Annotated in this window: 11 protein-coding genes; 7 read left to right on the top strand and 4 right to left on the bottom strand. The window is 69.3% G+C overall.

Features of this window, described 5'->3' with window-relative positions:
• Nucleotide 1 precedes the first annotated feature (1 nt).
• Together ABLI39_RS05800 and ABLI39_RS05795 are read right to left on the bottom strand one after the other, a co-directional pair.
• Entirely contained in the window at nt 2-1,357 is a 1,356-nt protein-coding gene (locus tag ABLI39_RS05800) for an AI-2E family transporter (protein WP_349412485.1), read from the bottom strand.
• A gap of 54 nt (nt 1,358-1,411) precedes the next feature.
• Nucleotides 1,412-2,365: an aldose 1-epimerase family protein gene (locus tag ABLI39_RS05795; RefSeq protein WP_349412484.1), complete on the bottom strand. Its 954-nt coding sequence runs from the start codon at nt 2,363-2,365 to the stop codon at nt 1,412-1,414.
• Between the two features lie 83 nt (nt 2,366-2,448).
• Here ABLI39_RS05795 and galT point away from each other — a divergent pair, with 83 nt between their 5' ends.
• The 3 genes from galT (at nt 2,449) to ABLI39_RS05780 (ending at nt 6,067) form a co-directional block, all read left to right on the top strand.
• Nucleotides 2,449-3,597 carry a galactose-1-phosphate uridylyltransferase gene (galT, locus tag ABLI39_RS05790; protein WP_349412482.1) on the top strand — a complete coding sequence of 383 codons (1,149 nt, stop codon included), beginning with the start codon at nt 2,449-2,451 and terminating at the stop codon, nt 3,595-3,597.
• Nucleotides 3,594-4,754: a galactokinase gene (gene galK / locus ABLI39_RS05785; RefSeq protein ID WP_349412481.1), complete on the top strand. Its 1,161-nt coding sequence runs from the start codon at nt 3,594-3,596 to the stop codon at nt 4,752-4,754. The genes galT and galK overlap by 4 nt, the downstream gene beginning before the upstream one ends.
• Nucleotides 4,755-4,831: 77 nt before the next feature.
• The gene (locus ABLI39_RS05780; RefSeq protein ID WP_349412480.1) at nt 4,832-6,067 is read left to right on the top strand and encodes an acetyl-CoA C-acetyltransferase; all 1,236 of its coding nucleotides are present in this window, start codon (nt 4,832-4,834) and stop codon (nt 6,065-6,067) included.
• Between the two features lie 76 nt (nt 6,068-6,143).
• On the opposite strand, the gene ABLI39_RS05775 is transcribed toward ABLI39_RS05780, so the two are convergent.
• Complete coding sequence (locus tag ABLI39_RS05775) at nt 6,144-7,079, bottom strand: Bax inhibitor-1/YccA family membrane protein (RefSeq protein WP_349412479.1); 936 nt, start codon at nt 7,077-7,079, stop codon at nt 6,144-6,146.
• A gap of 145 nt (nt 7,080-7,224) precedes the next feature.
• Entirely contained in the window at nt 7,225-8,103 is an 879-nt protein-coding gene (locus ABLI39_RS05770; protein WP_349412478.1) for a polysaccharide lyase family protein, read from the bottom strand.
• 489 nt (nt 8,104-8,592) lie between these two features.
• Here ABLI39_RS05770 and ABLI39_RS05765 point away from each other — a divergent pair, with 489 nt between their 5' ends.
• The 4 genes from ABLI39_RS05765 to ABLI39_RS05750 are packed head-to-tail and all read left to right on the top strand — an operon-like array spanning nt 8,593 to nt 12,736.
• Nucleotides 8,593-9,885 carry a branched-chain amino acid ABC transporter permease gene (locus tag ABLI39_RS05765; protein WP_349412477.1) on the top strand — a complete coding sequence of 431 codons (1,293 nt, stop codon included), beginning with the start codon at nt 8,593-8,595 and terminating at the stop codon, nt 9,883-9,885.
• Nucleotides 9,886-9,894: 9 nt separating this feature from the next.
• Complete coding sequence (locus tag ABLI39_RS05760) at nt 9,895-10,863, top strand: branched-chain amino acid ABC transporter permease (protein ID WP_146335428.1); 969 nt, start codon at nt 9,895-9,897, stop codon at nt 10,861-10,863.
• Nucleotides 10,860-11,966, top strand: coding sequence for an ABC transporter ATP-binding protein (locus tag ABLI39_RS05755; RefSeq protein WP_349412476.1), 1,107 nt, complete (start codon nt 10,860-10,862; stop codon nt 11,964-11,966). Before ABLI39_RS05760 ends, ABLI39_RS05755 begins: the two co-directional genes overlap by 4 nt.
• Nucleotides 11,963-12,736, top strand: a complete 774-nt coding sequence (locus tag ABLI39_RS05750; RefSeq protein WP_349412474.1) for an ABC transporter ATP-binding protein — start codon at nt 11,963-11,965, stop codon at nt 12,734-12,736. The genes ABLI39_RS05755 and ABLI39_RS05750 overlap by 4 nt, the downstream gene beginning before the upstream one ends.
• Nucleotides 12,737-13,668 lie beyond the last annotated feature (932 nt).

Raw genomic sequence — 13,668 nt, 5'->3', positions numbered from 1 at the left:
ACTAGTCTCCTTTGGGGGTTCCGGCGTCGGCGCCAGGGAGGCGGACCTCCCTGAAGCTCGGGTCCTCGCCGGCGCCGGCAAGTGCAGGGGATCCCTGCGGGCTCGCGGCGGCCAGCTCTTCATCATGTTCCCACGTTCTGCCCGCAATGTACCGAACGGCCGAGTTTGCTACGGCGAGGATCGGCACGGAGAACAGGGCGCCCGGGATCCCGGCCAGGTAGGAGCCTGCGGCCACGGACAGGATGACGGCCACCGGATGCAGCGAGACGGCCTTTCCCATCACGAGGGGCTGCAGGATATGGCCTTCCAGCTGCTGGACCAGCAGGACAATGCCCACCATGATGAGCGCGTTGACCAGGCCGTTGGCCACGAGGGCCAGCAGCACGGCGATCGCGCCGGTGACCAGGGCGCCGACCAAGGGGATGAACGAGCCGATGAACACCAGCACACCGAGCGGCAGGGCCAGCGGAACGCCAATGATAGCGGCGCCGACGCCGATCCCGAGGGCGTCCACAAAGGCCACGAACATCTGGATCCTGGTGTAGCTGACCATTGAGGTCCAGCCGCGCCGTCCGGCGCCGTTCACGGCCGGGCGTGCCTTCCGGGGCATCAGCCGGACCAGGAAGCCCCAGATCCGTTCGCCTTCAAGCAGGAAGAAGATCGTGACGAACAAGGCGATCAGGAGCCCTGCGGCGAAGTGCCCGGCGGTGCTGCCGAAGGTCAGCGCCCCGCTGAGGATGCTGCTGCTGTTCTTCTGCAACGCGGCGGTAGCATCTTGGATGTAGGTGTCGATCTGGGCGGCCGTCAGGTGCAGTGGACCCTCGGCGAGCCAGTTCTGGACCTGCTGCACGCCGGCGAGCGCTTGCCCCCAAAGTTCGCCAAAGCCGGCGGTGAGCTGTCGGCCGACGAGGGCAAGCGCACCGGCAATAAGGCCGACGAAGCCGAGCAGGGTGATGGCGACCGCGGCGCCATTAGGAATCCGGCGCCTGCGCAGCCAGCGGGTCACGGGGCTAAGCAGTCCGGCCAGCAGGGCGGCGACCATTACCGGGATGATGAGGAAGCTGATCTTACTCAGCAGCCAGACAAGCAACCCCGCCACCACCAGGATGAGCCCGATCCGCCAGGCCCAGGACGCAGCGATCCGCACGCCGTAGGGAATGTCCTCGTCCAGCTGCCGGTCGGTCCGGGGCCGGGGGGCGGCTCCGGGCACAGCGCCGGGCACACCGCCGGCGGGCACCGGTCCGCTCCCCGCTGCGGCCGGGGCCGGGGCGGAGAGTCCGGGGGCGGCGTACCCGGGGAGCTCGGGATCGGGGAATTCGGAGTCGGTACGGCGGGCGGCGTCCTCAGCTGGCGTCATAGCCCCATAATTCCCCAGTGCGGCGCGGAAGTGAAACGGGCAGGGCGAACCCGGCTAGGCCCCAAGCGCGGCGGTGATTCCCCAGCTCATGGTGAAGGACTCCCCCGGCGGCAGCCAGTTCAGGCCGTCACCGCTGTTGAAGGCGTTGGCAGGACCGGTCATCGGCTCCAGCGCCACGGCCCGGGTGCGGCCGGGGAACGTGTCGGTGATAAAGACGTGGACGTAGCTGCAGTGCGCGTCCTGCCAGAGGCTCACGCTGCGGCCGTCGGGCGCGTGCAGGGTGCTGCGGGCCACGCCGCCGTCGAAGTCCAGATCGGTGTACGCGCAGTCCAGGGTGGCGCCGTCGACCGGGCGGCCGGCGCGGAGGTCGAAGCCGCCGTCCACCGGCTCCGTGCTGCGTGGGATCAGACGCTCGTCCGTCACCAGCCGGGTCCGGCCGCCGACGGTCACGGTGAGGTCTTCGGCCGGGACTTCGCCGAGGCGCAGGTAGGGGTGGGCGCCCAGGACAAACGGCGCCGGCGCCTGGGAGTCGTTGACCAGCGTCTGCCGGACGGTGAGCCCCAGCCCCTCGTCCAGTTCGTAGCTCACCCGGTGCCGGAGCAGGAACGGGTAGCCGTGCTGCGGGAACACGGCGGCTTCCAGGGTCACCGAAAACTCGGACTCGTCCACGAGGTCGTAGGAGGCGTTGCGCAGCAGTCCGTGGCTGGCGTTGTTGCGGGAGACCTCGGTGATGTCGAGCTGCTGTTTCTTCCCGTCGAGGTACCAGAGGCCGTCCTCCACGCGGTTCGCCCACGGCGCCAGGGTGATCCCGGCGGCGCCCGGAGAGATCTCGTCGTCCCCGTAGCTCTCCGTCAGCTGGACCCCGGCCCGGGTGTAGAGCCGCAGCCCGGCCGCCAGCTCGGTCACGACCGCCAGGGCGTCGCCGCGGCGCAGCTCATACTGCCGGCCGCTCGCGTAGCGCCGGGCGGAGGCGTCGGACGGGGAGGCGTGGGATGCGGTGCGGTCCATGGGCACCACGGTACCGAACCGGGCCGCCGGCCGTACACGGCGGGGCTTTGCCGGAAGCTCGCGAAGTCTGATCGAATGAGGGAATGCGCGCCCACAGCATGACCCAGGCCACCCTCGCCGACGGCCGGGACCTCTTCTACTTCGATGACGCCCCCGACGGCGGCGCCGGGGAGACGGACGCCCGGCGGCGGGGCCGCCCGCGGCCGGCGTTCGCGGACCTTCGGGCTCCCGGGGGCCGCAGTGCCGCCGGCGAGCTGCGCTTCGACGCCCTCACCGGCGAATGGGTGGCCATCGCCGCGCACCGCCAGTCCCGGACGCACCTTCCGCCGGCCGATGAGTGCCCGCTTTGCCCCAGCACCCCGGAGAATCCTACCGAGGTCCCGGCGCCGGACTACGACGTCGTCGTGTTTGAGAACCGCTTCCCGTCCCTGGGGCCCGACGTCGGCCAGCTCCCGGGGCAGCCGGCGTGGGGCACCAGCGTGCCGGCGTACGGCCGTTGCGAGGTGGTGTCCTTCACGCAGGACCACACCGGATCCTTCGGCCGCCTCAGCGAGGTCCGGGCCCGCACCGTGGTGGAGGCCTGGGCCGCCCGCACCGCGGCGCTCAACGCGCTGCCCGGAATCCGCCAGGTGTTCCCGTTCGAGAACCGCGGCGCGGAGATCGGCGTCACGCTGCACCACCCGCACGGCCAGATCTACGCCTACCCGTTCGTTCCGCCGCGCGCCGCCGTGCTGGCCGCGGCGGCCAGGAAGTATTACGACGACGCCGGCGGCCGGGACACCCTGACCGGCTCGCTGCTGCGCGCGGAACGGACCGACGGCAGCCGGATGGTGTTCGAGGGCAGGCACTTCAGCGCCTACGTGCCCTTCGCCGCCCGCTGGCCGCTGGAGGTGCACCTGGTCCCGCACCGGCAGGTGGCTGACCTTGCGGGCCTCGACGGCGGCGAGAAGGACGAACTCGCCCGGCTGTACCCGGACCTGCTGCGGCGCCTCGATGCCCTCTACCCCAGCCCCACGCCGTACATCGCCGCCTGGCAGCAGGCGCCGCTGGACGGGTTGCTGCGCCCGGCCGGGTACCTGCACCTGCAGCTGACCTCCCCGCGCCGGGCCGCGGACAAGCTGAAGTACCTGGCCGGCTCCGAGGCGGCCATGGGGGCCTTTATCAACGACACCACCCCGGAGGCCGTCGCTGCCCGGCTCCGCGACGCCGGCACGGAAGGCAGCACACGATGAGCGTCCCGCTGGGCACCAAGGAACTCCGTTCGAGGTTCGAGGCCGCCTTCGGGGCCGCCCCCGACGGCATCTGGCAGGCCCCGGGCCGGGTCAACCTGATCGGTGAGCACACCGATTACAACGAGGGCTATGTGCTGCCGTTCGCCATCGACCGGGCCGCGAGGGTGGCCGTCCGGCTCCGGCCCGATTCCGCCGTGCGGATGCTGTCCACCTTCGGAAACCAGGGCCTGACGACGGCGGACGCCGCCGCGCTGGACCCCGCCGCGGCCAAGGGCTGGACCAAATATCCGCTCGGTGTGCTGTGGGCCCTGCAGCAGCGCGGCGTCACCGTCCCGGGCCTTGACCTGCTGCTCGACTCGGACGTGCCGCGCGGGGCAGGCCTGTCCTCCTCGCACGCCATCGAGTGCGCCGTCATCCTGGCCCTCAACGAGCTGACCGGCGCGGGTCTCAGCGTCCAGGACATGGTGCTGGCCACCCAGCGCGCGGAGAACGACTTCGTCGGCGCCCCCACCGGGATCATGGACCAGTCGGCCTCGCTCCGGGGCGCGGCGGGCCAGGCCGTGTTCCTCGACTGCCGCGACCAGGCCGTCCGGCTGGTGCCGTTCGACGCCGACGGCGCGTCCCTGGTGCTCCTGGTGATCGACACCAGGGTCTCGCATTCCCACGCCGCCGGCGGCTACGCTGCCCGGCGGGCGTCCTGCGAGCTGGGCGCGGACGTGCTCGGCGTCCGGGCCCTGCGCGATGTGGGGGTCGGGGACCTCGAGGAGGCTGCCGGCCTGCTGGATGCGGAGACATTCCGCAGGGTCCGGCATGTGGTCACCGAGAACGACCGGGTGCTGCGGACCGTGGAGCTGCTCGAGGGCCCCGGGCCGCGGGCGATCGGGCCGCTGCTGGACGCTTCCCACGCCTCGATGCGGGACGATTTTGAGATCTCCTGCCCGGAGCTGGACCTGGCGGTGGACACGGCCCGCACCGCCGGCGCGATCGGTGCCCGGATGACCGGCGGCGGCTTCGGCGGCTGCGCGATCGCCCTTGCCCCGGCGGACGCGGAGGATGGGCTGCGGGCCGCCGTCGGAAGCGCCTTCGCCCGGGCAGGCTACGCGGCGCCGGAGATATTCCCGGTGCGCCCCGCGGCGGGCGCCCGCCGGCTGGACTGACCCGTGCCGGCCTGACCCGTGCCGGCCTGACCCGTCCCGGCCTGACCAACCGGGGCGCCCCGGCGTAGGCTGGGCGCATGCCTGAAGCTGTCATCGTTGCCACCGCCCGAAGCCCGATCGGCCGCGCCTTCAAGGGATCGCTGAAGGACGAACGCCCCGACGACCTGGCCGCCGCCATGGTGGCCGCCGCCCTCGCGAAGATCCCCGCCTTCGACCCGAACGACGAGAGCCGCGGCCTCGACGACCTCTACCTGGGCTGCGCCGAGCCCAGCGGCGAGGCCGGGTCCAACATGGCCCGGGTGGTCACCATCCTGGCCGGGCTCGACAACGTGCCCGCCGCGACCATTAACCGCTTCTGCGCCTCCAGCCTGCAGACCCTGCGGATGGCGTTCCACGCGATCAAGGCCGGCGAGGGCGAAGCCTTCGTCGCTGCCGGGGTGGAAGCGGTCTCGCGGTACCGGGACTGGGCCGGGGCCGGGGAGACCGACGCCGGCACCCACAACCCCCTGTTCGAGCCGGCCCGGCAGCGCACCGCGGCCCGGGCCGCGTCCAACACCCCCTGGACCGACCCGCGGCTGGGCGGCCGGATGCCGGACATCTACATCTCGATGGGCCAGACCGCCGAAAACGTCGCCACCAGTTACGGCATCGGCCGCGCGGAACAGGACGCCTGGGCGGTGCAGAGCCAGAACCGGGCGGAGGCGGCCCTCGCTTCCGGGTTCTTCGGCCGGGAGATCACCCCGTACACACGCCGCGACGGCACCGTCATTGACCGGGACGATTCCCCCCGGTCCGGCGTCACCCTGGACGCGGTGAGCGCCCTGCAGCCGGTCTTCCGGAGCGAGGGCACCGTGACCGCCGGCAACGCCTGCCCGCTCAACGACGGCGCGGCCACCGTCGTGGTGATGAGCGATGCCCGGGCGAAGGAGCTGGGGCTGGAACCTCTGGCCCGCATCGTCGCCACCGGCGTCAGCGCCCTGTCCCCCGAACTGATGGGCATGGGCCCGGTCGAGGCGACCCGGCGGGCGCTGACGCGTGCAGGCCTCACCATCGGCGACATCGACCTGGTGGAACTCAACGAGGCCTTCGCGGTGCAGGTGGTGGCGAGCGCGCGGGAACTGGGGATCGACCCGGAGCGGCTGAACGTCCACGGCGGCGCGATCGCCCTGGGGCACCCGTTCGGCATGACCGGCGCCCGGATGACCACCACCCTGCTCAACGGCTTGCGCGAACGCGACGGCAGCCTGGGCCTGGCCACCCTGTGCGTGGGCGGCGGCCAGGGCATGGCGGTCATCCTGGAACGCCTCAGCTAAGGCACGGCAACGACAAAGGGGGCCCCGCCTTCCCGGCGGGACGCGCTTCTTAGCGTGCGGTTGCTGCTTGCGGCTGCTAGTCGTCGCCGCGGAGGATGGCCAGCAGGCGGATGATCTCAACGTAGAGCCACACCAGGGTGACGGTGAGGCCGAACGCCGCGGTCCAGGAGAAGCGCTGCGGGGCGCCGGCGCGGACGCCGGCCTCGATGCTGGTGAAGTCCATGATCAGGGAGAACGCGGCCAGGCCGATCGCGAGCAGGCCGATGAAGACGCCCAGCGGGATGCCGAAGATGTGGAAGCTGGTGCGCAGGCCGAACGGCGAGTCGACCGCCCCGGTCCACATCATGACCATGTTGATGAGCGCGAAGACGGCGTAGCCGATCATTGCGATCATAAAGAAGCGCATGGCCTTCGGCGTGGCGCGGACCTTGCCGCTCTTGAACAGCACCAGGGTCACGGCGAAGACGGAGAGGGTGCCGATGACGGCCTGCAGTCCGACGCCGGGGAACATCCCGTCGAGGATCCGGGTCAGGCCGCCGAGGAACAGGCCTTCGAGCGCGGCGTAGGCCAGGATCAGCGCCGGGGAGGGCTGCTTCTTGAAGGTGTTGACGAGGGCCAGGACGAAGCCGCCCAGCGCGCCGACGATCATCAGCATGGAGGCCAGGCCCTGGGCCACCACGAGGGTGACGGCCGCGCCGGCAATCACGGCGCCGAGGCAGGCCGCGGTCTTCATGATGACGTCGTCGAAGGTCATGCGGCCACTGTCGGCCGGTCCCGCGGCGGGGCGGTTGTACATGTCCTGCAGCTGGTCGTTGCTCATCGCCTGCTGCGCAGGGTTCCAGCCGGCCTGGGCCTGGCCGTAGCCGTTCTGGCCGTACGGAGCCTGGCCGTAGCCCTGGCCGTAGGCGTTCTGGCCGTAGCCCTGTCCGTAGGGGGCCTGCGGGGCAGGCGGTGCCTGGGTGGCTCCACGGAAGTTCTTTCCGTTGAAGATCGGGTTTCCGCCAAGTGCCATTGCTGGTGTCCTCCAGGTTAAGGGGGTAGGTGATGAGAGCTCGTGAAGATCGGTACGCTTCACGCTACCAATTCGCACGCCCGGTGGGCAGGGATAGTTCCCGCCGGGGTCCGGCCGCAACACAACCGTGATCTGCCGGGCCGGCTCAGGCGTGATCTGCCGGACCGGCCCGGCCTGCGCGGCCCTGGGCCAGGAACTCGGAATCCGTGCCGCTGTCCACCTCGCCGGGCCGTTTCAGGATGCCGGGCTTCGGCACGGGCAGGACCCCGGGGATCGGCCCCGGGACGCCCGTGCCGCCGTTGACCACCAGGTCGTCGACGTAGATGTCACCCTTTTGCTGGTCATGTTCGGACCCCAGCTGCACCGTGTCGGCCGTGGTGGCAACGATGTTGATGGTGTTGGAGTCGAAGACGGACCGGCCGTCCCACCAGATCTGAACGCCGGTCGCGGGACCGTTGGGGACCACGTGCATCACCAGACGGTGCCAGATCCCGTTTCGCACGTTCGGCGCCAGGCTGGTGTACGCGAATCCCTGCGGCGTCGTGGTCCGCAGCACGAGCTCGTGCGAGACGTTCTGCCGAAAGACATCCATGATCCGGACGCCGCCGGAGAAAATCCGCATGTACGGGACGTTGTTGCCGACGGGGCCCTCGGTGGCGATGTTGAACCAGCCGTCGGCGTAGATTTCGCGCGTCCCGGCGCCGAGGCCCACGCTCGCTTTCGCGAGGGATTCCGGGTCCGTGGTGGTGTGGAGCCGGATGGAGCAGGTACCGGAGTGGGCGGCGGCAGAGGACAGGGACGCGGCTCCGGTGCCTGCCGTGGACAGTTGCAGCCGCCCGTCCAGGGAGCCCGTCTCGAAGTTTGCTGCCACTGCCGTGGTGCCGGGGTAGGGGTCCACGGCCGGCGCTGTCCCGCTGACGCACGCCTGCGCCCCGGCGGTGGACGGACCCGACACGAGCGCCGGCACAAGCAGAAGCGCCAGCGCGGCTGCGCCGGCGGCTAGGTATCTGGACCACCGTTTCACCGGTCGTCCCTCCGACATACGCATTGGGATCACACCACAGCACCAACCTGAGGACGGGCGCCCCGCGGGACGCCGTTGCACGAACCTTACCCCGGGCCAACTTGGGTAAACCTTGGGCGCTCACCCGGTCCGGGGCGCGGCCACTGCGCGGCCGGCCCGCGACTGTTTAGGAATCCACCGGATCAACAAAAGTTTTCTTTAGCCCGACTAAACCAACCTGCGTGGCCGGCTTCACGGTTGTTACGCGATCGCGACGTTCTGCCTGCTCGCGGCGGCATTGGAAGCCCCGGCCGGGCTGTAACATTGGGCCAACAGGGTGACGAAGGTCACAGGCTTTACCGGCTCCATCGCATCGCAGTATCTGCCCCGCCGTCGTCCCCTGAACGTTCGCAGCGGTTGCAACGGCGCAACCCAGACCACCCCCATGTGGAGGTTTTCAATTTGAGAAGCACACCGAGAGGCCTGTCGCAGAGACGGCGCGGCAGGATCATGAAAGCTGTGGGGGCCGTTTTCGCCGCCGTGGCCGCCCTCCTGTTGATCGTCGCCCCGGCATCGCAGGCCACGACCCCGTCGCCGACACCATCCCCGTCGAGCACCACGTTCCAGAACAGCATCAGCGGCTTCCTGCGCGGCGACGACCGCGCCCCGCTCGCCGGTGTCACCATCACCGCCAAGAGCGGCGATTTCAAGGGAACAGCCAAATCGGGCGCCAATGGCTCCTGGAACATCGGCGTCCCCACCCAGGGAACCTATGAGGTGGAACTGGACGTCAAGACGCTTCCGGAGGGCATCAAGCTCGCCGAGGGCCAGGAAAACCCCCGCAAGGTCACCTTCAGCCAGACCTCCAACCTCTCGGTGATCTTCGCTTTCGGCAAGGGCATCGTCATCCAGCAGCAGGATTTCGGCCAGAATCTGCTTAACCGCCTGGTGGCCGGACTGAGCTTCGGTCTGCTGCTCGCCCTCGCGTCGGTGGGCCTGTCCCTGATCTTCGGCACCACCGGGCTGACCAACTTCGCCCACGGCGAGATGGTCACCCTCGGCGCCGTCCTGGTCTTCGGCTTCAATGCCATGAACCTGCCGTTCTGGCTCTCGATCATCCTGGCGCTCCTCGGCGGCGGCCTCTTCGGCTACGTCCAGGACGCGGGCCTGTGGAAACCGCTGCGGCGCCGCGGCACCGGCCTGGTCCCGATGATGATCGTCAGCATCGGCCTCGCCCTCGCGGTGCGCTACGTGATCCAGTTCTACTTCGGCGGCGCCACCCAGCAGCTGCCCTTCGCCCAGAGCGCGGAAATCCAGATCGGGCCGGTCTCCATCTCGCCCAACAACCTCTGGTCCCTGCTTATCAGCGTGGTGGTCATTGCCGTCCTCGGCGTTGTGCTGCTCAAGACCCGGCTGGGCAAGGCCACCCGCGCGGTGGCCGACAACCCTGCCCTCGCGGCCGCCTCCGGCATCGACGTCGACTCGGTCATCCGGATCGTCTGGGTCACCGGCGGCATGCTCGCCTCCCTCGGCGGCATCCTCTGGGCCTACTACCGTCCCGGCGTCACCTTCGACATGGGTTCGCAGATCCTGCTGCTGATCTTCGCCGGCGTGACCCTCGGCGGCCTCGGCACGGTCTGGGGCGCCCTGTTCGGATCCATCATCGTCGGCATCTTTGTGGAGCTGACCACCGTGTTCGGCCTCGCCGCCGATCTCAAATATGTGGGAGCACTGTTCATTATGATCGTTGTCCTCTTGTTCCGGCCTCAGGGCATCCTGGGCCGCCGCGAGCGCGTGGGTTAGGAGACAGACATGGACTTCGGATTTATTCTTTCCAGCGCTGCCGGTGAACTGTTCAGCCCGACGACGGCGGCGTACGCGCTTGCTGCCCTCGGCCTGGCGGTCCACTTCGGCTACTCCGGCCTGCTGAACTTCGGCCAGGCCGGCTTTATGGCGGTGGGGGCCTACGGCTTCGCCATCTCCACCCTGACCTTCCACGTGCCGTTCTTCGTGGGCCTGCTGATCGCCGTCGTCTGCTCGGCCATCTTTGCCCTGCTGCTCGGCATCCCCACCCTCCGGCTGCGGGCCGACTATCTGGCCATCGTGACGATCGCGGCCGCGGAAATTGTCCGCTACATCGTCACCACGAACCAGCTCACCTCGGTGACCGGTTCGGCCAACGGCCTGGCCGCCTTCGAGGGCGACTTCTACGCGATGAACCCGTTCCCCGCGGGGTCCTACTTCGGCATGAACAACCGTGACTTCTTCATCCGGATCGTCGGCTGGGGCCTGGTGATCGTCTGCTGCGTGCTGGTCTGGCTGCTGATGCGCAGCCCGTGGGGCCGCGTCCTCAAGGGCATCCGCGAGGACGAGAACGCGGTCCGCTCGCTCGGCAAGAACGTGTACTCGTACAAGATGCAGGCCCTCGTGATCGGCGGCGTGCTTGGTGCCCTCGCGGGCATGGTGTTCACGCTCCCCCGCGGTGCGGTGCAGCCGGCCAACTACGGTACGGAGCTGACGTTCTTCCTGTACACCTGCCTGCTGCTCGGCGGACTCGGCACCGTGCTCGGGCCCGTCGTCGGCGCGATGATCTTCTGGGTGGTGCTGTCTCTGACGCAGGGCGTGCTGTACGGCCTGATCGAATCGGGCGCCGTCACGTGGCTGAACACGGTCCAGGCCGGCCAGCTGCGCTACATCCTGGTCGGCATCGCGCTGATGCTGCTGATGATCTTCAGGCCCCAGGGCGTCTTCGGCAACAAGAAGGAGCTGGCGTTCGCATGAGCATGCACAGCGAAGAATCCAAGGCGGCCGCCGGGACCACCGGCGACGCCGAGACCATCGACTACATGACGGACAACCGTCCCATCGCCGCCGGCGAGATCGCTCCCGGCTGCAAAAAGCGCGACCCGATCGTGGTGGCGGAAAACGTGACCCGCAGCTTCGGCGGCATCAACGCCGTCGACGTCGAGTACCTCGAGATCCCGCGGCACAAAATCACGGCCCTGATCGGCCCCAACGGCGCCGGCAAAACCACCCTGTTCAACCTGCTGACCGGCTTCGACACCCCGAATTCGGGCAAGTGGCAGTTCGAGGGCAACAGCCTGGCCGGCGTGTCCTCCTACAAGGTGGCGCGCATGGGCATGGTCCGCACCTTCCAGCTGACCAAGGTCATGGGCAAGCTCACCGTGATGGAGAACATGCGCCTCGGTGCGTCCGACCAGTCCGGCGAGAAGCTCTCCAAGGCCCTGTTCAAGGGAATCTGGGGCGGCCAGGAGAAGAAGATCACCGCAGAAGCCAACGTGCTGCTTGAGAAGTTCAAGCTCGACGCCAAGAAGGACGACTATGCCGCGTCCCTCTCCGGCGGCCAGCGGAAACTCCTGGAGATGGCCCGCTCGCTGATGGTGCGTCCGAAGCTCGTGATGCTGGACGAACCGATGGCCGGCGTCAACCCGGCGCTGACCCAGTCCCTGCTGGACCACATCAAGAACCTCAAGGCCGAGGGCATGACCGTGCTGTTCGTCGAGCACGACATGCACATGGTCCGCCACATCGCCGACTGGGTGGTGGTGATGGCCGAGGGCAAGATCGTCGCCGAGGGCCCGCCCGCCGAGGTCATGAAGAACCCGGCCGTGATCGACGCCTACCTGGGCGCCCACCACGACGTCGACCTGGGCGATTCGGAAGGCATCAAGGAGTTGGCAGCCGAACTTGAGGCCGACGAGGAATCGATTGTCGGCACCGAGAACGCCGGCCTGATCTCCACCGATGTCCTCGTGACGGAGGCGGCAGAGCCCGACACCGCCAACGGGGCACCGCACGGCAGGCGCAGCGCCGAGGAGCCCACCCGCGGCGAGCCGACCCGGACAGAGAAGGACACAGAATGAGCGCCACCAGCGCGGCAGCAGCCGCCAAGAACACCTACGACGGCGACTCGGTTGTTAAGGTCACCGACCTGGTAGCCGGCTACATCCCCGGCGTGAACATCCTCAACGGCTGCAGCATAGAGGCCCGCAAGGGTGAACTGATCGGCATCATCGGCCCCAACGGCGCCGGCAAGTCGACCCTGCTGAAGGCGATGTTTGGCCTCGTCAAGGTCCACTCCGGCTCCGTGGTGGTCCGCGGCCAGGACATCACCGGGCTGAAAGCCAACAAACTGGTCAGCCGGGGTGTGGGCTTCGTTCCGCAGACCAACAACGTGTTCGCGGCCCTGACCATCGAAGAGAACCTGCAGATGGGCATGTTCCAGCGGCCGAAGGACTTCGCCGAACGGTTCGACTTTGTTGCTGAGCTGTTCCCGGAACTGGCCAAGCGGCGTGCCCAGCGCGCCGGTTCGCTCTCGGGCGGCGAACGCCAGATGGTCGCCATGGGGCGGGCCCTGATGATGGATCCGGCCGTGCTGCTGCTCGATGAGCCTTCCGCCGGCCTCTCCCCCGTCAAGCAGGACGAGACCTTCCTGCGGGTGCACGAGATCAACCGGGCCGGCGTCTCCGTCATCATGGTGGAACAGAACGCACGCCGCTGCCTGCAAATCTGCGACCGCGGCTACGTCCTGGACCAGGGCAAGGACGCGTACACGGGCACCGGACGGGAACTCATGAAGGACCCCAAGGTCATCCAGCTGTACCTGGGCACCCTGGCCGACACCGTCGACTAGTTCGTCCGCCGTCCATGGCAGTCCTGAAGGGCCGTCACCGCACCGGTGGCGGCCCTTCTGCGTGCCCGGTGTGTTGGTGTCGGCCGCGGCGGGCGTGATGTCGGCCGTGGCTCCGGAGACAGCCACTTGCTCGGCGCCTGCGCTCGTTCCTCACGCAACAACGGCGCTTTCGCAAGCACCTGCCTCCGTCGCCCTCTGCGTTATTCTCACCGAACGCTCTGCGGCACCCGGGCCACGTCTCCGCACCGATTCCGGAAAGGCGCACCCCGGAGCCGCCTAGTGTCCGTTTCCGCGCCGGATTCGGCCCGGCGCACCCCGGGCCCGCGCAGCCCGCGTCCGCTTCCGTAGCGCACCTCCGGCTCCGCAGCGCATGTCCAATTCGCAGCCCACGTGGCCACCGTCTGGCTCCGACGCCGGCCCGGCCACTACAGTACCCCCTGCCACGTTCCGCGCCGGATTCGGCCCGGCGCACCCCGGAGCCGCCTGGTGTCCGTTTCCGCGCCGGATTCGGACCGGCGCACCCCGGGCCCGCGTAGCCCGCGTCCGATTCCGTAGCGCAACTCCGGCTCCGCAGCGCATTTCCAATTCGCAGCCCACGTGGCCACCGCCTGGCCCCGACGCCGGCCCGGCCACTACAGCACCCCCTGCCACGTTTCGCGCCGGATTCGGACCGGCGCACCCCGGAGCCGCCTGGTGTCCGTTGCCGCGCCGGATTCGGACCGGCGCACCCAGGGCCCGCGTAGTACGCGTCCGATTTCGTAGCGCAACTCCGGCTCCGCAGCGCATGTCCAATTCGCAGCCCACGTGGCCACCGCCTGGCCCCGACGCCGGCCCGGCCACTACAGCACCCCCTGCCACGTTCCGCGCCGGATTCGGACCGGCGCACCCCGGAGCCCCTCTCTGTCAGCCTGTTGTGAGACAGATTGTCTTTG

It is taken from the genome of Pseudarthrobacter sp. B907 (assembly GCF_040137805.1).
GTDB lineage: Bacteria > Actinomycetota > Actinomycetes > Actinomycetales > Micrococcaceae > Arthrobacter.
This window is presented reverse-complemented; position numbering and strand designations above follow the sequence as displayed.

What these genes read in the sequence shown, in the direction of transcription:
- ABLI39_RS05755 (WP_349412476.1), top strand. Translation starts at nt 10,860, where the DNA reads ATGAGCATGCACAGCGAAGAATCCAAGGCGGCCGCCGGGACCACCGGC.
- ABLI39_RS05775 (WP_349412479.1), bottom strand. Translation starts at nt 7,079, where the DNA reads ATGGCACTTGGCGGAAACCCGATCTTCAACGGAAAGAACTTCCGTGGA.
- ABLI39_RS05750 (WP_349412474.1), top strand. Translation starts at nt 11,963, where the DNA reads ATGAGCGCCACCAGCGCGGCAGCAGCCGCCAAGAACACCTACGACGGC.
- ABLI39_RS05780 (WP_349412480.1), top strand. Translation starts at nt 4,832, where the DNA reads ATGCCTGAAGCTGTCATCGTTGCCACCGCCCGAAGCCCGATCGGCCGC.
- ABLI39_RS05760 (WP_146335428.1), top strand. Translation starts at nt 9,895, where the DNA reads ATGGACTTCGGATTTATTCTTTCCAGCGCTGCCGGTGAACTGTTCAGC.
- ABLI39_RS05765 (WP_349412477.1), top strand. Translation starts at nt 8,593, where the DNA reads ATGAAAGCTGTGGGGGCCGTTTTCGCCGCCGTGGCCGCCCTCCTGTTG.
- galK (WP_349412481.1), top strand. Translation starts at nt 3,594, where the DNA reads ATGAGCGTCCCGCTGGGCACCAAGGAACTCCGTTCGAGGTTCGAGGCC.
- ABLI39_RS05795 (WP_349412484.1), bottom strand. Translation starts at nt 2,365, where the DNA reads ATGGACCGCACCGCATCCCACGCCTCCCCGTCCGACGCCTCCGCCCGG.
- galT (WP_349412482.1), top strand. Translation starts at nt 2,449, where the DNA reads ATGCGCGCCCACAGCATGACCCAGGCCACCCTCGCCGACGGCCGGGAC.
- ABLI39_RS05800 (WP_349412485.1), bottom strand. Translation starts at nt 1,357, where the DNA reads ATGACGCCAGCTGAGGACGCCGCCCGCCGTACCGACTCCGAATTCCCC.